Below are 20,526 nucleotides of genomic sequence, written 5' to 3' on the forward strand. Positions count from 1 at the left end.
ACGTGATTATTCTTATCTTAAACATAAGTGTAACCGATACCACTAATTACTACTTATTCACCCAAAAACGTAAATTACATCAACATTAATAGTGTTATAGCAGCTCAAATATTCACTTCCTTACGCATAAGATCCTACCAAAGTTGCTATTTTTGTGACCAATCGTTTAAAATAGCAAACTTAATGTAACCGCTTCCACTAATCTGGTTTTGATCACAGTCGACGTAGCGCCAACAAGTAATAATGATAAAAAAATAATATAAGGCCCTACACTATGTCATCACAAACTATTAGCTTAAAAACCAAATTCAGTTATGGACTAGGTGCATTAGGAAAAGACTTTGCCTGTGCGCCGATTTATATCTTTCTTATGTATTATTTTACTGATGTGGCGGGGATTTCTGCCGCTTTCGTCGGTACCATATTTTTAGCTGCACGTATTATCGATGCGATTACTGATCCAATGATGGGTATGGTGGTAGACAATACCCGTTCACGTTTTGGTAAATTTCGCCCATGGATAGTAATCGGTACGCTGATCAATGCAGTTGTTCTTATTGGCTTATTCAGTACCCACCTTTTTGAAGGAACAGCTTTGTATGTTTATGCTGCCATTGCTTATATTCTTTGGGGCTTGACCTACACCATTATGGACATTCCTTACTGGTCAATGATCCCTTCACTATCAAGTTCACGCCCAGAAAGAGAAAAATTAGTAGTATGGCCACGTTTGTTTGCCAGCCTCGCGTGGTTTATTACTGGTACTTACGGCTTGTATATCGTTACGACTCTTGGTGATGGTAATGAAGGCCGTGGCTTTCAAATGACAGCGATGATTATTGCGGTATTGTTTATTGTTAGTGCCTTTATCACCGCAAAAAACGTTAAAGAACACGTTAAAACGTCGATTCCTACAACCACCAAATTTACCTTTAAAGATGTACTACACATTATTAATTGTAACGATCAACTCAAAACGCTTATTGCAACAGTTTTAGCCTTTCAAATCGCCAATATGTTGGTGGGTGGATTTGCGATTTACTACTTCACCTACGCATTAGGCAATAAAGAATTGTTCCCAGCTTACATGATGATTGCGGGTATTGCAGAAGTAGCTGGTGTGTTTTTATTCCCGCGCTTAGCCAATCTTATTCCGCGTAAATTACTGTGGATCATTGCATGTAGTATGCCAATTTTATCTTGTGTGATCTTACTTGGAATGAACATATTTTCACCAGGAAACCTACTACTTATCGGTCTATCAGGTGCTGCTATCAAATTTGGGGTTGGTATAGCGAACGCCCTTCAAACAGTAATGCTCTCTGATGTTGTTGATTACGGTGAGTTTAAAACTGGCCGTCGTAGCGAAAGTATTATTTTCTCAATTCAAACCATGTTAGTGAAATTTGCTGGTGCATTTGGCGGCTTCATCGTCGGTGTTGGTCTATCACTGATTGGTTATCAAGCAAACCAAACTCAAACTGCTGATACCTTGCTAGGCATTCAATGGTTAATGATTGGTTTACCTGCGGTATTAATGTTAATCAGCGCTATTGTTTATAAACGTTTTTACCGCTTGCATGATGGTTTTAATCGTGATGATTTTAGCTCATCACCACCAGCAGTAACGGAGCCAAAATCACTCTCAACTAACGCTTAATCTTTATTTAATTCTATATATGTCACGATGATGAGCCGTCAATAGGCGGCTCATTAGTTGTTTTAATGAGGTCATCCATGCGTTCTTTCTCTGATATTATCGTAAGCCAAGATTGGCAAAATCAGCTTATTGTTAAGCTAAATACTCTTGCTCCCCATAGTCCATTACATAGCTACCGCTCAGTAGAAGATGCGCAGCAACAGCAACACTCAGGCCGTCAGTCTTTGAATGGTCAGTGGGATTTTGGCTTTTACCCTTGCCCTCAAGCTGTTCCTGAAACTATCGTTGACATCGATTTTGATACTCAACACCATCATTGGCAGCCTATTGACGTACCAAGCAACTGGCAACTTCAAGGTTATGACAAGCCTATTTATACCAATGTTAAATACCCTTTTGCTGATACGCCACCACTGGTTCCACAACAAAATCCAACCGGTTGCTATCGTCGTCGTTTTTCACTAACCGCTGCTGATATTGAACAACAAACACGATTAGTATTTGAAGGGGTTAACTCTGCTTTTCATTTATGGTGTAACGGTCGTTGGATCGGTTATTCGCAAGATAGCCGTTTACCCGCTGAATTTGATTTAACGAATGCCGTTCATGAAGGTGAAAACCTATTAACTGTAATGGTGATGCGTTGGTCTGATGGTTCTTACTTAGAAGATCAAGATATGTGGTGGCTAAGTGGCATTTTCCGCGATGTGTTTATTTACCAAAAACCCTTATTGGCGATTGCTGATGTCTTTATTCAACCTCAATTAGATACCACCTATCAAGATGCTACATTAGCTATTACCACCAAGTTAACTCAGGTTACGGATAGTTACAGTGTCACGGTATCACTCTTTGATGCTGATAATAATGCCGTTACGTTTTCTGGTGCCACTACCGCTTATACTGCGGCTCATGAAGTCGATGAAAAAGGCGGTTGGTACGATCAAACTGAGCATCTATTACATCTGCACCAGCCTCAACAGTGGAGTGCTGAAAAACCTTATCTCTATCGCGCTGTTATTGGCCTATATGACGGCGATAAGCTGATTGAATGTGAAAGCTATAATGTTGGTTTCCGTCAGGTTGAAATTAGCAATGGTCAACTGCTTGTTAACGGTAAACCGCTGTTAATTCGTGGCGTTAATCGTCATGAACATCATCCGATTACGGGTCATTACATCACTGAAGCGTCTATGATTGAAGACATTAAATTGATGAAACAAAACAATTTTAATGCCGTTCGTACCGCTCACTATCCCAATCATCCACGTTGGTATGAATTGTGTGATCACTATGGCCTCTATGTAGTCGATGAAGCCAATATTGAAACCCATGGTCAATTCCCTATGTGCCGTTTATCAAACGATCCAATGTGGAATAACGCCTATATGCAGCGCATGATGGCGATGGTTGAACGGGATAAGAACCACCCATCAATCATTATTTGGTCTTTGGGTAACGAATCTGGCATTGGCTTTAACCATCATGCTATGTACCAATGGACCAAACAACGCGATCCATCGCGTCCAGTTCAATATGAAGGCGGCGGTGCCAATACTGCGGCAACCGATATTATCTGTCCGATGTATGCTCGTGTTGATCAACATATTGATCACCCTAACGTACCTAAATACGCACTTAAAAATTGGATCAGCCAACCTAATGAACAACGTCCGCTGATCTTGTGTGAATATGCTCATGCGATGGGTAACAGCTTAGGTAGTTTCAATAAGTATTGGCGCGCTTTTCGTGAATTCCCACGCTTACAAGGGGGATTTATTTGGGATTGGGTTGATCAAGGGCTAACTAAAACTACCGCTGACGGTCAACCATATTGGGCTTATGGCGGTGATTTCGGCGATACCATTAACGATCGTCAATTTTGTATAAATGGCTTAGTATTTCCAGATCGCACGCCACACCCTGCTTTATTTGAAGTTAAAAAAGCACAGCAATTTTTTCAGTTTGAATTAACGCCACAGCACCAATTGCGCATTCGAAGTGAATTGTTGTTTAGTGACAGTGAACATACCCTACTGCGATGGAAGATTCAGCAGCAAGGCGTTACATTAACTCACGGTGAATACGAGCTGATGCTTGCGCCACAAGCGACTACCGAAATAGCATTTAGCGACTATATGCGCGATTTTGATCCAGCGATGAATTATTACTTGGATCTTGAAGTGGTATTAACTAAAGCCACCGCTTGGGCTGAAGCCGGTCACGTTGTTGCTATCGAACAATTTCAGCTGCAACAAGCACGTAGCACTCTAACTATACCGACGATCAATGATCATAATGCTATTCATTACACCAAAGAAGACCAACAATTAACCATTGTGGCTGCCGATAATGAATTTTGTTTTAATTTAACCTCAGGTTACTTAGAAACATGGCTTGCACAAGGCAATGCTATAATAGCGTCGCCTTTTAAAGATAATTTTTACCGTGCTCCACTGGATAATGATATTGGTACCAGTGAGGTTGATCGTGTCGATCCCACCACGTGGATGGCACAATGGCAACAAGCCGGCTTAGACAATATAGAGACGCAATGCCAACATGTTCAGTTTCAACAGGATCATGATGGATCTATAGTGGTAATAGCCTACTTTAGCCATTTTACATCTTCACAAAAAACCATTAACACACAATGGTGCTACCGCATTCAAGCGAATGGCCAGCTAACGATTGATGTCACGGTAGAACCAGACACTCAACTACCAAGTTTGGCTCGTATTGGTATTAGCGTCGATGTTCCATTAACTGACTGCGTATCATGGTTTGGTCGCGGCCCGCATGAGAACTACCCAGATCGCCTGTTGGCAGCCCATATGGATCACCATACCCTGCCGATTACCGCCATGCATACCGATTATATCTATCCAACCGATAACGGACTGCGCTGCGACACTCAATACGCGACGATTAATAATTTGACTGTTAGTGGTCAGTTCCACTTTGCAGTCAGTCGTTATTCACAGTCACAATTAGCACTGGCGCGTCATAGCTACGAGTTGCAACCCGATAACTGTTTACACCTTAATATTGACAGTGAACATATGGGCATTGGTGGCGATGATTCTTGGAGCCCAAGCGTTCACCCTGAGTTTTTATTAACCGCTGATCGTTATCAGTACCAGTTAACCTTTATCGCGACAGCGAAGTAATAACAGTGGAAATCAAGACCATGCCAATGACAATTCAACCACAACTGTATTCTTTAATCGGCACCAATAGCCAACTCTTACTAGCTGTTAGCGATAATGCCGATATTGTGTATTACGGCAACCGTTTACCTTGTGCAACACACAGTGACTTGCAGCAAATGGCGATCGGACTTGAACGCCCTATTCCATTTGGACGTTTAGATACCGATATTGCGGTCAGTATTAACCCTCAATTAGGCCGTGGAAATTTCGGCGCTTCGGCACTTGAAGGTTTTCGTGAAAATGGCAGCGATTGGGCCCCTGTGTTTACGATCACTGCCGTCAAACAGGATGGTAATAAGCTGATTATTGACTGTCTTGATCAACGAGCGCAGTTAGGCTGGCAGACACAGATAGAGCTTGATCAAAATGATGTATTACAGCTATCACAAACGGTGACTAACCTTGGCACGAGTGATTATCATGTGATCCGTTGTGCTAATACTGCACCTATTGCTGATAATGCCAGTGAAATACTGTCTTTTTATGGCCGCTGGATCAAAGAATTTCAGCAACATCGAAGTCAGTTAAGTCATGGTGGCTATATTCAAGAAAACCGCCGCGGACGCACTTCACATGAACATTACCCTGCAGTTATTGTTGGTGAGCACGGTTTTAGTGACGATCATGGTCAAGTATGGGGCGCGCATTTAGCTTGGAGTGGTAATCATCGCATGCGAATTGATGTCAAAGCCGATGGTCGTCGTGTACTTCAAGCTGAAGCTTTATATTTACCGGGGGAAATTACATTACAACCACAACAATCCTTAACCACACCGACGTTGTACATGAGTTATAGTCATCATGGACTCAATACCATGAGTCAACATTTCCACCAGCATGTACGCACATCCATCCTAAAGGATAGGTTACATAAGCCTCGCCCAATTCACCTAAATACTTGGGAAGGGATCTATTTTGATCATGATCCCAACTATATTACAGCAATGGCTACCGAAGCTGCTGCAATGGGTGTCGAGCGTTTTATTGTTGATGATGGTTGGTTTTTAGGCCGCAATGACGATACTTCATCGCTAGGTGATTGGTTTGTTGACCCTAAAAAATACCCTGCTGGCCTTAGCCCTATTATTGATCATGTCCATCAACTGGGGATGGAGTTTGGTTTGTGGTTTGAGCCTGAAATGATCAATAAAGATGCAGATCTTTATCGACAACATCCCGAGTGGTTACTTGCTGTTGACGGCTATGATCAACCGACTGGACGTCATCAATATGTCCTTGATTTACAAAATCCCGCCGCCTTTGCATATTTATTTGAGCGTCTGGATCATTTTCTGTCTCAGTATGAGATTGACTATATTAAATGGGATATGAACCGTGAAATTGTACAACCCGCACATAACAATCGTGCTGCTGGATGTGGTCAAGTAGAGCGCTACTATGCGCTTGTAGACAAGCTGCTGGCTAAACATCCCAAGGTTGAGATTGAATCTTGCGCAGCTGGTGGCGGCCGTATTGATTATGAAATTTTAAAGCGTACACACCGCTTTTGGTGTTCAGATAATAACGATCCGCTTGAACGTCAGGCGATTCAACGCGGAATGAGTTATTTCTATCCACCTGAAGTGATGGGCACCCATATTGGTTCTCATTGCAGCCATACAACTCGCCGTACTCACACGATGAACTTTCGCGGTAATACTGCGCTCTTTGGTCACATGGGATTAGAACTCGATCCCGTTAAAGCTGATAAACAAGAAAAGACAGCATTTAGCCAATATATTCAATTACACAAAAAGTACCGCCATTTGCTACATAGCGGTGATAACTACCGTTTAAGTTTTAACGATAGCGCAGCGTTACAAGGCAATATGGTCGTTAGCAAGTCACAATCAGATGCTTTAGTGAGTATCAATCAATTAGCAATGCCAACCTATTGTTTATCAGGCCGATTACATATTCCTGGGTTACGTGCTGATCAATACTATGCCATTACTATTGTTGATGAACCTGACAATCTCCATTCGATGGTTAACCGACAGCCTCCATGGTTAACGAGTCAACAACACTTCAGTGGGGAATGGTTACAAACCGTGGGACTCACCCTTCCCATAATGGATCCTGAATCCTCGTTATTGCTCGCGCTTCAAATTCAGTAAGATGCAGTTAACATCATGACAAAAAGCACCTACTAATGGTGCTTTTTCTTTTATCATTATGATTAAAATAACTTTTTCAGTTCATCATCTGAAGATTCAGTATTATATGTAATAAGATGGCTATATACTGGCTAACTCATTTTATTAATAAACGACTATATTACCGCTTGCAACATTGATTATGACTTAATCACCAAGGTAGGTAATTTGAGAGCATCTATGGCAACAATTAAAGATGTTGCTCGTGAGGCAGGCGTCTCAGTAGCAACAGTATCTCGTGTATTAAACCAATCCCCCAAAGCCAGTAAAGCCTCTATTCTCGCGGTAACAACTGCGATCACGCGCCTAAATTATCAACCCAATCCGGCTGCACGTGCTCTTGCTAGCCATAATACCAATACCATTGGTGTGTTAGTGGGTGATGTTTCTGATCCCTTCTTTGGTGCGCTTGTCAAAGCGGTAGATACTGTCGCTCAACAAAATGGCAAAAATTTACTGATTGGCAATGGTTACCATCGTGCAGCCGATGAAAAAAAAGCCATCGACCTATTAATTAATAGTCGTTGTGATGCTTTAGTTATTCATTCAAAAGGCTTATCAGATGAAGCACTTATTGATTACGCTCAACAAGTAAAATCGCTGGTGCTCATTAATCGCTATATTCCTGAATTAGCCGATCGCTGTATTTCATTGAATAATATTAAAGGCACCTATATTGCGACTGAATACTTGATCCGCCACGGTCACACTAACATTGCTTATATCAACTCGTCACACGATATTGAAGATGCAACCCAACGCCTACAAGGTTATAAAGACGCACTCATCGCACATAATATCGACGTTAATGAAAACTTTATCGAAACCACTGAACCGTATATTGAAGGTGGTGAGCAAGCAATGACCAATTTGCTATCAAAATCACTGCCTATTTCAGCGGTTGTGACTTACAACGATAATATGGCGGCTGGAGCAATCAATATTCTTGAAGATAATGACGTAAAAGTGCCAGATAATCTTTCTGTTATTGGCTTTGATGATGGTTTAATTGCTCGGTATGTTCGGCCACAATTAACAACTATTCGCTACCCTATCTATTTAATGGCAGAAGAAGCGACTAAATTAGCACTAAATTTAAGTGATAATAATATACAAACAACAACGCGTATTTTTTCACCCACACTTATAAGAAGAAATTCAGTTATAAATAAAATATAAAATTTATGCCCTTATTTATAAAGTTAATATAAAGCCAATAGCTAATAATTAGCATTGGTTTTTTCTTTATTAATAGGTCATTATTATATTGCCTTTATATACATTCCCTCTATTTATATAATGGTATATGTTTTTAATAAATAAATTCTATTTAGTCATATTTTAGGGATTAAACCTTTAAATATTGACTAGAGTTGTCTACAATTCGTTTGTTTTGAAAAGTTCAATAAGGTCCCCTCCTTATAATTACATCGCTAAAGAGATTTTACTTATGAGTCATATGCCCATGAATGGTGTTTATCGTGCCGTATTTAAAGCAAATATAGTAATGAGCCAATCATTAATGAAAGACCGCTATCAGTTACGAAAAGATGATAACGTGATCACATTAGAAAAAGTAAACGTATTAGATCAATCCAATTATAAAGAAGCAATATTGGTAGGAACGTCAACAGATATCTACAACAAAGTACAAGAAATAATTATATCAATACAATAAAAAAGTATAAATACATTAGTTATATAATAAATAATGATGTTAAATATAAACTCCTTTTTAAGTAATACTTTTATTTATATTATTCATTAAATTTTATATTCTTATAATAATAAATTTTATCATGCTCATTTATTTCACGTGATACTCGGCAAGGATTGCCCATTGCAACGACATTACTTGGAATATCTTTAGTAACAATACTACCAGCACCGATAACACTATTATTACCAATTGATACACCAGGTAAAATTACACACTGAGCGCCAATCCAGACATTATTCCCAATAGTAACGGGAATATTAAATTGAGTAATTTGTTCTCTTAAGATAGGTTCGATTGGATGACCTGCGGTTGCGATCGTCACATTCGGGCCTATCATAACGTTATTACCAATATGGATATGGGTATCATCAACAAGGGTTAAATTAAAGTTAGCATACACATTATCACCTAAATGGGTATGCTTTCCCCAATTAGCATGTAACGGTGGTTCGATATAACACCCCTCACCGACTTCTGCGAACAGCTGCTGCATTAATTCTGCTCGTTTAGCCGCTTCTGATGGCCGAGTATGATTAAAGTCATACAATACTTCTAAACACGCCAATTGACGTTCCGCAAGTACATCATCACAAACATAAACTTGTTGGCTATGTAGCTTATCTTCAGGGTTAGTATCCATTATTTATCTCCTTGATAATATTGAATTAAATTATCACAAATTTACTTATCACATCAATAATACTATGATGATTTACGCAAAAAGCAGAGTAAGATCACTTAATCATTCTATGGCAATTATTGTTGCAACTTGATACATAATTTCATATGCGCACCCGCAAGTTGTCGATTATAATAACGCCTCTTTTACATACCTTTGATATAAGCCATGACTGTTACTTACCGCACCATTGCAGTCCTTTTCTTAACGCCACTCGTAGCATTAACGTCAACATTATATGCAGCAACGATGCCTCAAAATGAAAAACGAGATGCAGCAAAAGTAACCCTTGGTAAGTATCTATTTAACGATAATCGGCTTTCCAAAACAGGCAATCGTAGCTGCGCGTTATGCCATGCGCCTGATTTAGGTTGGACCAATCGTTTTACTAAAGTACCAGATATCAATAACAACCCCACCACACTCAATACGCCATCGTTGCTTAATAGCGTACAGTTAACTGTATTTATGCAGCGTCAGCCAAATTTAACCACACTCACTGACACCATTAAATTACCGCTTTTTTCATTACATCCACCAGAAATGGGAATGACGGATGCTTTGCTACTCAAGCGGTTACAGCAAGCTAACACCTTGTACCAACCTCTTTTTGAAGCAAGTTTTGGTGACAGTGCAATAACCACAATAAAAGTGATCAGCGCATTAAGTCGTTATGTTACGACGATTATTGATACCGATACGGCTTATCATGCTTTTATTAAAGGTGATAAAACAGCTCTTAATAGCCAGCAACAACAAGGATTTGCTTTATTTCACAGCCAAAGATTAGGTTGTTCTCAATGCCATGCTGGACCATTGCTAAATCAACCATCAGTCACGAATAACCGCTATTACAATACAGGTCTTTATGGTATTAAAAATACAGACGAAGAATATGGCTACCCTGCCGATGAAACAGGACTACGACAGTTTACTCTGCAAAAAAAAGATGATGGTAAGTTTCGTATTCCGTCATTGATTAATGTTAACAATACTGGGCCATGGGGACATGATGGTAGTTTTCATCGCCTTGAATCTGTGCTTGATAGTTATGCTGCTGGTGGACGTATTATCACTATTGGTCCCAATAAAGGCGATGGTCGTAAACATTTAAGTAAAGATCCTCGATTACAAGGCTTTAGATTAACACCAGCTGAAAAACAGGCTTTATTAGCTTTTTTTGCTAGTTTATCTACCCGTGATATGAGCAAAGATCCAGCTCACCAAAGCCCTTTTTGCCAAATAATTCCATTAAAAACCAAACAAGATCCACCTAATTGCATCACGGCTTTTCCACTTCAACAATAAGACTATTACCATGAATAAAACACTGTCGGCTTTGCTCACTATTGGGATTAGTTCACCAGTAATTGCAGCACCTCAAATTCCTTCTGATGCTGAAATTAAAGGTCGGAATACCTATTTTGTTACTCCTTATCAAGCAACATGTAATGTAATCCCAGTTAATCAAGTAACGGCAAATACTCCTGAAGAAGCAATACAATTAGAGCAAATATTCGATAAAACATTGGGTTACTCATTAACACTCAACGCGAAAGGCCAAGCATATATTCAATTAGCGATAAAAGAGTGGAATGAAAAAATGGTATTTGCGACTAATCAAAATATAAAATTAACCGTCAAAGAAGCTGATATCAATGGCCAGTACATTACGAATCTATATTGTATTGAGCAAAAATTAGCACTGCATCATGTTAATACTCATGAATGGGGCAGTTATTTGGTTGAATTACACGGCCGACCAAATCAAAAGATCAGCTTACGTATCGTTAAAGAATAATCGATACAATAAAAAGACCTGCACGAATGCAGGCCTTAGATATATGTTATCAGTTAAGAATTACAGCTTACGCCATACTCCCCACTCACCTGTAGTTCCAGGTTCTTCGCCTACTGTATTCCAGTATGCTTTCCAGCTAGTGCCGTTATGAATAGCAACATCATTTTCATTGTATGTTTTCGTTGCTGACCAAGCGCTAACATCTGGTGTTTCACCATCAGTAAGAACTTGTGTCCATACGTTCGCAATACCAGGTTGTTCACCTTTAGTCCACCAGCCAGCTTTCCATGTTTTGCCACCATGTGTTACCACATCACCAGCAACATAAGTTGCAGACTTGCTCCAGCTACCTTCTGGTAACTCAGGATCTACAACGGGCGGTAATGGCTCAAGATCTTTAAAAATACTTAACGCAAAGCCGTAATTTTCAGCTTCTACCCATACTTGGTTTGCATGAATGTTATTAGCATTAAACTCATACTTAGCCGCAGTTTGGTTCCAAACACCAATAAATAATCTCTCTGTTGCTAACGCATTAATTTGCTCAGCTAATATTTGTGCCCAAGTAGCTTGGTTAGCCGCCGTGATCACCAAACGTTGATCCAATACTTCAGCGCCAGTACCTGGAGCCATAAGACGGAAACGTACTGTGTCACCTTCAACAGGTACAAAACCTGGCTTAACAAAGAAACCTGGAATTGCATGTAAATTACCACCTACCACAGGTGGTGGTGTAATATCGCCATTATCCTGCTTAATAGTGATATCACTACAGTTGTAAAAACCTTCACCTGCTGGATCAATACGCTGCCAACGAGAATAAAGGATAACATCATCACCAATACGATCTTTTGGTAGCTTCACTTTAAAGTTATACGTATCGTATGGTGTTGCTTCAGTTGGTTCGATATTACCGACTTCATCAACCAACTCTAAATCATCCCACGTTAATGGCTGTGATTTATCGTAATCTGGCTTAGTAATGTAGAATTGCCAGAATGATGGATTATGTGTCGCGGTTGCAACCCACTTAAAATCAAACTCGCCGTTAGCATCAACAATAACTTCTGTTTGCTGCCACTCACTATGTGGAATATCTAAACCGGCTTTTTTCTGATCCCCACCTGAACATAACAGACCATCAACAACTTGTTTTTTACTTCTTCAATATTGTTGTAATCTGCCGTTAAAGCTGCGTTTTCATTCTTTTGGGTAAAAGGATGTGCGTTTGATTTATCCCAAAGAGCCTGACATGCCGCATTAGGAATTTTATTTTGCCAATAACCACCGTCACGATCACAAATTTCAGTACGTGATGGCGGAAAATCAGCCCAACCGTGTGCGCTAACAGTACTTACAGCAGCAAAATTAGTCGCAATAAGTGCGACTGCTAACGATAGTTTTTTTAATTTTAAAGGCATGTTGATCTCATTATTTTATAATAAGCAACGTCTCTCTATTGAGCATATAGATTATAACGCTGCAATTGCTTTCATTTTTGTTGGGTGAAATATACAAAAGCAATCATGTGATAATGAAATCATATTCCAGCCACAAACAATAATAAAAACTTATATTTATCATAAACGTATGATATTTAATGAAATAAAAAACACTAATTTTAATAAAAGATATATTTTGTTACACATGCATTATTTTGCAATTACAATAATAAGTATAAACGCCGCTACTTGGTATTTATTGTATGTTTACCCGCGATTTTTAATCATAGTAATGAGACAATATTATTCTTTCATACCCGTTTTATTTAACAAAACAGTCTTTAGTTCGATAATTGTCTAATTATTCACTATTTCTCGCATCTACTCACTCATCACACTATTAGCCTTCTATTTCACGTAGTTTTAAACACTAAATCAACATCAATAACTAAATTTTAATTCTATTTTTAACTAATAAAGCCAAAATATAGTCGATTAAATTTGTAATATTAAGATTTTTAGCCAACTCTATCTTTAAGTGATGCTGATAGAGGAGATGTATGATGATGACCCCACTAATGTGTAGTTTACAACTTACTCAACTAAGTGAGCATGCTGTCGATGAATTAGCTCCTTCGTTTACACATTTACCCCAAACCTCTCATGCTGATGGTCAGTATCGTTTACGCCGCTATTCTATTGTTGCTCTGCATGATGGAAAACTTGTCCACTTACCAGCTTCAGATTTTGTCCAATCTGATGACATCAATCATTTTCAAGGTAACGTTATTCGTCATTTTGAGCCTCTAGATGATGCGGTCATAACCTGTAGCGGTATGCTTGAGATGTGCCAATTATTTCAAGATGCTAATGCTATTCCTAATGATCAACCCATCGAAATTCACCAAATGCGTGTCACTGTTATTGATGGCGAAGTACCAACATCGCCAGAAGGCATTCACCAAGATGGGTTTGAACATATTGCGGTGATTGGTATAAAACGTCACAACATTGATGGCGGAGAGTTTTTAGTTTATAAAAATAACACCTCATCACCCTTTCTTTGTACAACGTTACAGCATGGCGAAATGGCTATCTTGGCGGATAATATTTTATGGCATAACGCCCACCCTATTAAAACGATAAAAAAACACCATCAAGGTTATTGGGATGTATTTGTGCTAACCACCAAGGAGATTCAACATGACATTTGATCCCTTAGAAAATCGGCTCTTATTTCCAGCATTAAATCAGAAAATTAACAATCAACCAGTGTGTTTTTTTGATGGCCCCGGTGGTTCACAAGTTCCTCAATCAGTTTTAGATACAATGAGTCATTATTTAGGCCATTTTAATTCAAACTTAGGTGGGTCTTTTTTTGCTAGTGTTGCAACAACAACATTAATGACAGAGGCTCGTCAGGTAGCACAAGCCTTAGTCAATGCCCCCTCAGCCAGCAATATTGTTTTTGGGGCAAATATGACCAGCCTTACTTTTCATTTAAGTCGAACAATAACGAGAGATTGGCAACAAGGTGACGAGATTATTGTTACTGCACTTGATCATTACTCAAACGTATCAAGCTGGCAGCAAGCCGCCGAGGATAAAGGGGTTACCGTCCATCAAGTGCGTTTAAATGATGCTAATTGCGATCTTGATTATGACCATTTCAATACGCTACTCAATTCTCACACTAAATTAGTCGCCATTACTTACGCGTCAAATGTGACAGGGTCACTAACGAATGTAAAACGTATCATTACTGCAGCTCATGCTGTCGGTGCACAAGTGTATGTTGACGCTGTACATTATGCACCACACCGATTAATTGATGTTCAAGCATTAGATTGTGACTTTTTAGTTTGTTCTGCTTACAAGTTTTTTGGTCCCCATCTTGGTATTGCTTATATCGCACCACAATGGCTCCAAACACTTCGCCCTTATAAAGTCGAGCCAGCTCCCAATGATGGACCTGCTCGCTTTGAAACCGGTACACAAAACTTTGAGGCTTTGGCTGGATTTATTGCTGCGGTCAATTATTTAGCCGATTACAGTCGCCATATCGACAACCAATCATTATCTCTTCGACAGCATTTATGTCGCAGTTTTGATTATTATCAAGCCTATGAAGCCAAGCTGAGCCAATATTTCCTATCCCATTTAAGCCACTATAGTAATGTCACCTTGTATGGCGTGAATAATCATCAACAACGTACACCGACTTTCGCAATAAGAATTGATAACACTACACCAGCAGAAGTCGCCAGCTATCTTAGTAACCACAATATCTGTGTTTGGCATGGGCATTTTTATGCACAAGGATTATGTGAACAATTGAACCTACTGAATAAAGGTGGGGTTATTCGTATTGGTTTTATGCATTACAATACTTATCATGAAATAGACACCTTATTTGAAGTATTAGATTATTTTCTAACACCATACTAATGGCTTAAATATCATGCTAAAAATTACTATGAAAATAAAAATGCCTAGCTAAATGACTAGGCATAATTTAATATTTAACTTAAATATTAATTAGGATTTTGAATATTTTTTATAACTTCAAGTTCTGCACTCTGAACTCCAGATTGACCTTTAATCCAGGCTAGTTTTTCATTCATTTCAGTTCCTAATTTATATTTTAATAGCCAATAACCGCCTCCGATTTTTACTACACTCATACTAGAATCTTTAAATGATAATGAATCAACTTCCGTTGTTTTTATAATAATACCACCAGAAACAATACCTTTAATATTAAGCATTTCATTAGTAACAATTAATCCTTGATATATTCCATCATTATTTTCAATTGACCGCTTATATTGATTAACGTTTTTTTCATCTGATAATTTAAATTCTAATCCACCACTAAAAACAGAATCATTTGCAAATATATTTGAACTTGCAGTTAACAAATAAAACATTGATACTAAAATTATCTTTTCCATTATTTCACCCTATTTATGTCCATATATTTTAACTTTAGCACTAATAACTTTACCTAAATCATTATTATTATCTAACAAGAACGATTCATTCTGATTATAATCAAATATTTCTAATTGTTCTTTATTAGTATCAACAATTTTTATCGTCCATAATCCCTCTGAACTTTCATCTAAAAATGCATGACTTAATAATATAACTTCAGATTCATCCCCGAAAACTTTAGGATTAAGAATATGTAAATTTCTCGGTGTAACAACCACAGATCTTGTACCACTTGGGGATATTACCTCAATTGCTAAATCACTGAATCGATTATGATCGATGTTTAATTTAAGTTGAACTGCTTCAACTTTGATATTTTGTTCTATCTGTACTTGCTTTACAACACCATCAAATTTTTCAGGTATAAGTACTATTTCTTGATTGGTCGATATTACAAAATCAGTCTGTTGTAACTCAGGTAATAATGAATAATCTCTTGTGGCTACCTGCACTGCTTTTTGTGCATTTACCATTCCAAAACCATACCAATTATGAAAACTATTACCCGCTTTATTTGTGACCCAACCATCGTCAGCGATATATTTTTGATTCTGTTGTTCCAATATTACAGGTTCAAAATCAAGATCTACTTTAGTCGCTGTTTTTGCCATAATATAACGTACATCACGCCAAGTTAATGTTGGGTTAGCTTCCATAATTAAAGCTGCGATACCTGAAGCAACAGGCGCAGCTGATGATGTGCCATTAAATATAGATGTGAAATTACAATTAGTATCTTTCTGAATATTATAAGTAAATCCACCAGAATAAATGTCATTCTCATTATCTATACGAGAATAACCATTATCACAGCCAGTAACATCTGTCGTTATCATTGCAGGATGATTAACGCCATATTCTCCTCCAGGCGCTGAAAATAAAACAGAAGAACCAACAGTAGAATAACTTGAACGAGGATTATTAGCATCAGCACTTAATGCAGATACAACTGTATTATAAAAACTTGCATTTTCAGGATCTGAATTAGCTATTTGGTTTGGTAACCGCTGTTCTGATTTAGATGTATTAACTCTTGTATATGATCCTATATAATTAAATCCATTCCCGGCTGATTTGATCATCAAAGCTGGTTTTGTGTGAGTATTAAAATACTCTTCTATTAATACTTTTTTTATATTAAAGTCTAAAGATTGAATTGGAAATATAATAGTATCAGCGAAGCCATAACTTTGGTTTATTATATCAATATTATTCGTTTTCCCATAACCATGGGTATCTTTAAAAACTTCAATTGATTGATTTTTTAAATAATTAAACCCAGCCAATTGACTATCAGGTGCTACACCTCTTCCTCCTATATTATTAGCAGCCGCCGCAGATATAAGGCCGGCAACAGATGTACCATGATCGCCATTCTTATCATTAGTATTTGGTGATGGGTCATCATCATTATCAACAAAATCATAAGAGCTATTAGCAATAATATTACTTGATAAATCAGGATGTGCTAACTCTAATCCCGTATCAACAACAGCAACTTTTATTGCTTTCCCTGTTATGGCTTGATTATGCAATTGATCTAGATTGATATCAAAATCATATGTTCCATTAGAATTTGAAAATGCATTTTGTTCTGTATTATTTAAATGCCATTGTTCTTTATAAAATTGGTCACTATTCTCATTTAATTTATTGCGTTGTTCTGTTAAAAATTCTAATGTCGCTATTTTTTCTGATTTTATTATTGACAATGATTGGGTGGACTCTTGGATTTTAACATCAACACGAATTAACCCTGAGTATGGTTTTGCTACAAACTCAAATTCACCATTAGTATTAATCGTTAATCTTCCTCCTTTAAGATCCTTATTATTATAGGTAAATACTGGATTATCCACTCCTGAAAAATCTATTTTTCCTTTAATAACATTTGTTGAACTTGAAAAAAAACCACTTTTTATTATAGGTTTTTGTTTAACTACTGTATCAGTCTTATCACTATCACCACCACAGCCACTTAAAATAGCGGCAATTATTGTCCCTAAAAAATTTTTATTCATCAATAAATCTCTTCAATGCATTAAACAATGAATTAATTAGACCTGACTACCTGAAAAAATAACAATACGCGTTATATAAATGAGTAATACCTCATAAAAAAAAGAGAAAATTATGTTACGATTTCATTTAAATATGAATAAAAGCAGTTTCGATAAGATAAATAAATTTTACGGAAAAACATGATTAAACATATACATAACTTGTATGATTGAGTTGGCAAGTTTATTTATTTTTGTTTAAAATATTGCTTTAGCGTCGTACCTAATTTCTATTGAAATGGTAATAAAAGCAGTGACAGATTCATTGTCTAAATCATCAGAAATCCGCTGCGCGGGCATACTATTAGCTGATTTTTTCAACGCTAATAACAAGGTGAAACTGAGAAAACCAACGGGCAAATGACACCCGCGATCTCTTGTTTCACAAGCTGGCTTAAGGTTCGCTCAGTTAGCCGCCCAGTCACCTAAACCATCATAATTTCACTATATAAAGGGGAAAGATTATTGTTCCTTTAAATTTATTCAAATGTTTGTATCTTTTTATGATGTGACATATAAAAAAATATGCAATTAATGGCATTTAATATAAAAATGATCACGCTTAATTTTGCAATTTATAATTAACGTATTAACTATTATCTTACATCAGTAATAGTATGATATTATTATTAAACCCGCTCCAACTCGGTACAGAAATGAATCAGTCTCAACAACTACTCGATATTAGTACTCACGCCCTACTACATCTAGAATTTAAAAAACTTGAACGTCGCCTAACACAGACTGAGCAAAATAATTTACTTGTTCAGTACTTAAAGCGAATCCTTAAAGATAATCGATATCGTGCTGTTAAGAAATCAACCAAAAGTTGGTTATTGCGCGGTAGAAAAACGGGTGCTTGTTTAGAGTCAATCCTGAATAATGATCGAGAGCGTATACTACAAACCAGCTCTACAGATCTTTATCGCTTTGTTGATCTTATTGAAGAAGTCGAATCACAATTACATACCAAAGTGCAGTATTCATTAGCACATAATATCAATTTGAAAGCGCGGTTTGGTAACGTCTTAGTGTGCGTAGTAGATGAAGACTTAACGTCAAGTTTTGATGATGATGGCCTGATGACCAAATCAACTCAAATTTTATTTATTGGTAATACCGAGCACAAAGATATTTTCTCTGCTGCTATTGATCAAAGCGGTTATTTCCAATCTGTTATTGCATATGAAGATGAAAATCACCTTCGTGTTGAACTTTTTAGACTTTAATTTCGCACTTCATTGTAACTGACAATACCAATGAGTTTGCCTTAAAAGCTTACTCATTGGTCGATCTATCATACTAATTGCTATACTCCCACCTAACATGAGTATAACCATCATTATTTTATTTAGTTATTGTTAAGCAAGCTTTCTTCGCAGCAATGAAAGACATCTCTTCTAAAAGATAATCAATATTATCACAAGCTTCATTTACCATGAGTTTTTTGACTATTTGTTTAACAATATAACACTTAGCTGGAACTTGAGGCTGTGTATTACTCGCATTGAAAAATTGTGTATCGTTAATGGATAGTGATACTGGCAATTGAGTATCAATGTCAATTTCAACAGTTAAAATATCCTCAACCACAGGTAAATATGACAGATTATCAGCTGTTATATATTTTCTTGTAGGAAGAATATGCTGGTCGGTTTGTATATCAATAAAATTAACCATTAATGAAATCATTGTATTATCTAACATGTTATTACCCTATTTATTTGTTTTTTTTAATTATATATAGTTGTTGATAAGACAATCACTGCTAAAAACTCATTATTATTTCTCATAAAGTCATTTATTACACAAGTGCACAATGACCTTTTGTTGTGATGTCGGCAGTTAGTATATATACGTTAATATCCCTCCCACTTAATGATTACTTGTTGTTCCTCATTTCCAAATCACACCACTTGTACGTCTTATACAGTAAAACTACTGTATGAATTTTTTGGATATAACTCAAAATTTCATATCGTAATAAAAATGCATTTCAGGCAGCCATCAATTAAAAACACTCAAAAAAATAACAAAACCATTTAATAACAACACATTACATGAAAAATACACCGTAAAAAAAACGACTGTTTTTTTATATCGGACATATAAATTCGACAAATAATGCTTGCATCTAAATCAGAATAAAACTACTGTATGTACATACAGCATGTATATATAACCACTGTCGGAGATGACACTATGAAAGCACTAATGCAGACTCAAGAATTTATTACTGCTTCTGACGTTTACAAGGCCACATTTGGATCACATTTAAATGATGTAGCATCTCCGTCAAGGGCTGTTCCGATTGAGGTCAGTTATAGTGAACAGCAACAAGCTCAACTGGCATATTTTTTACGTCTTCTTAAACAAGCGAATGAAGAAAATCGTTGGATTATGTTTATTGGTCAAGACGCACTATTAGATAAGCAATTACTTATAAATGCAGGCATTGATATTAATAAAGTGCTGCTACTTAAAAATGCCAAAAACCAAAGTAAACATTTACTTATGGCAAAAGCATTAGAAATGGGAAATTGCTCCGCGGTTATTGTTACAGGCGAAATTGAAGAATTTAATACTCCGATTATCACTACGGCTGCCGAACAAGGTAAAACTTTAGCCTTTGTATTGAATCAGAACATTAAAGCACAATTAACGTTCCATTAAGCCATTTTGCAACCATAAATGTTATACTTAGGTTATAAAAAAGCTGATATTACATACAATCAGTAAAGATATATATACAACTTATATATTTTTATTTGAAATATATTTCATTAAATATGAAAAAAA

Annotated in this window: 15 protein-coding genes and 1 pseudogene; 11 read left to right on the forward strand and 5 right to left on the reverse strand. The window is 37.1% G+C overall.

The genetic code is table 11. The features are described from left to right. Window positions 1-274 precede the first annotated feature (274 nt). The 5 genes from melB (at window position 275) to BTN98_RS06020 (ending at window position 8,706) form a co-directional block, all read left to right on the forward strand. Window positions 275-1,660 (forward strand): melibiose:sodium transporter MelB, encoded by a 1,386-nt coding sequence (gene melB / locus BTN98_RS06000; RefSeq protein ID WP_060999175.1) that lies wholly within the window; start codon window positions 275-277, stop codon window positions 1,658-1,660. Between the two features lie 77 nt (window positions 1,661-1,737). Beyond that, window positions 1,738-4,830, forward strand: coding sequence for a beta-galactosidase (locus BTN98_RS06005; protein ID WP_060999177.1), 3,093 nt, complete (start codon window positions 1,738-1,740; stop codon window positions 4,828-4,830). Window positions 4,831-4,856: 26 nt separating this feature from the next. Next, window positions 4,857-6,989, forward strand: a complete 2,133-nt coding sequence (locus BTN98_RS06010) for an alpha-galactosidase (protein ID WP_060999209.1) — start codon at window positions 4,857-4,859, stop codon at window positions 6,987-6,989. Window positions 6,990-7,208: 219 nt separating this feature from the next. After that, on the forward strand, window positions 7,209-8,207 hold the full coding sequence (locus BTN98_RS06015; RefSeq protein WP_060999179.1) for a substrate-binding domain-containing protein: 999 nt from the start codon (window positions 7,209-7,211) through the stop codon (window positions 8,205-8,207). Between the two features lie 271 nt (window positions 8,208-8,478). Continuing rightward, on the forward strand, window positions 8,479-8,706 hold the full coding sequence (locus BTN98_RS06020; RefSeq protein ID WP_060999181.1) for a hypothetical protein: 228 nt from the start codon (window positions 8,479-8,481) through the stop codon (window positions 8,704-8,706). Between the two features lie 79 nt (window positions 8,707-8,785). Here BTN98_RS06020 and BTN98_RS06025 read toward each other — a convergent pair whose 3' ends face one another. Further along, window positions 8,786-9,388: a sugar O-acetyltransferase gene (locus BTN98_RS06025; RefSeq protein WP_060999183.1), complete on the reverse strand. Its 603-nt coding sequence runs from the start codon at window positions 9,386-9,388 to the stop codon at window positions 8,786-8,788. Window positions 9,389-9,595: 207 nt separating this feature from the next. On the opposite strand from BTN98_RS06025, the gene BTN98_RS06030 reads away from it, so the two are divergent. Both BTN98_RS06030 and BTN98_RS06035 read left to right on the forward strand, forming a co-directional pair. Further along, a complete protein-coding gene (locus BTN98_RS06030) occupies window positions 9,596-10,735 on the forward strand; it encodes a cytochrome-c peroxidase (RefSeq protein WP_060999185.1) in 1,140 nt (379 codons plus the stop codon). A 10-nt stretch (window positions 10,736-10,745) separates the two neighbouring features. Next, window positions 10,746-11,228: a hypothetical protein gene (locus BTN98_RS06035; RefSeq protein WP_060999187.1), complete on the forward strand. Its 483-nt coding sequence runs from the start codon at window positions 10,746-10,748 to the stop codon at window positions 11,226-11,228. Between the two features lie 60 nt (window positions 11,229-11,288). Here the strand turns inward: BTN98_RS06035 and BTN98_RS06040 are convergent. Next, window positions 11,289-12,649: pseudogene (locus BTN98_RS06040) on the reverse strand (lytic polysaccharide monooxygenase). Between the two features lie 581 nt (window positions 12,650-13,230). On the opposite strand from BTN98_RS06040, the gene BTN98_RS06045 reads away from it, so the two are divergent. Then, on the forward strand, window positions 13,231-13,884 hold the full coding sequence (locus BTN98_RS06045; protein WP_174545303.1) for a 2OG-Fe dioxygenase family protein: 654 nt from the start codon (window positions 13,231-13,233) through the stop codon (window positions 13,882-13,884). After that, window positions 13,874-15,118 (forward strand): cysteine desulfurase-like protein, encoded by a 1,245-nt coding sequence (locus tag BTN98_RS06050; protein WP_060999193.1) that lies wholly within the window; start codon window positions 13,874-13,876, stop codon window positions 15,116-15,118. The genes BTN98_RS06045 and BTN98_RS06050 overlap by 11 nt, the downstream gene beginning before the upstream one ends. Window positions 15,119-15,204: 86 nt before the next feature. Here BTN98_RS06050 and BTN98_RS06055 read toward each other — a convergent pair whose 3' ends face one another. After that, window positions 15,205-15,624: a hypothetical protein gene (locus BTN98_RS06055; RefSeq protein WP_060999195.1), complete on the reverse strand. Its 420-nt coding sequence runs from the start codon at window positions 15,622-15,624 to the stop codon at window positions 15,205-15,207. A gap of 9 nt (window positions 15,625-15,633) precedes the next feature. Continuing rightward, window positions 15,634-17,688, reverse strand: a complete 2,055-nt coding sequence (locus BTN98_RS06060; protein ID WP_105029967.1) for a S8 family serine peptidase — start codon at window positions 17,686-17,688, stop codon at window positions 15,634-15,636. Between the two features lie 695 nt (window positions 17,689-18,383). Here BTN98_RS06060 and BTN98_RS06065 point away from each other — a divergent pair. Next, window positions 18,384-18,956 (forward strand): DUF2913 family protein, encoded by a 573-nt coding sequence (locus BTN98_RS06065; RefSeq protein ID WP_060999211.1) that lies wholly within the window; start codon window positions 18,384-18,386, stop codon window positions 18,954-18,956. Window positions 18,957-19,074: 118 nt separating this feature from the next. Here BTN98_RS06065 and BTN98_RS06070 read toward each other — a convergent pair whose 3' ends face one another. Beyond that, entirely contained in the window at window positions 19,075-19,434 is a 360-nt protein-coding gene (locus BTN98_RS06070; RefSeq protein ID WP_060999200.1) for a hypothetical protein, read from the reverse strand. Between the two features lie 495 nt (window positions 19,435-19,929). On the opposite strand from BTN98_RS06070, the gene BTN98_RS06075 reads away from it, so the two are divergent. Beyond that, complete coding sequence (locus BTN98_RS06075) at window positions 19,930-20,400, forward strand: cell division inhibitor SulA (RefSeq protein WP_060999203.1); 471 nt, start codon at window positions 19,930-19,932, stop codon at window positions 20,398-20,400. Window positions 20,401-20,526: the final 126 nt, after the last annotated feature.

Source organism: Photobacterium aquimaris (genome assembly GCF_002954455.1).
Taxonomy (GTDB): domain Bacteria; phylum Pseudomonadota; class Gammaproteobacteria; order Enterobacterales; family Vibrionaceae; genus Photobacterium; species Photobacterium aquimaris.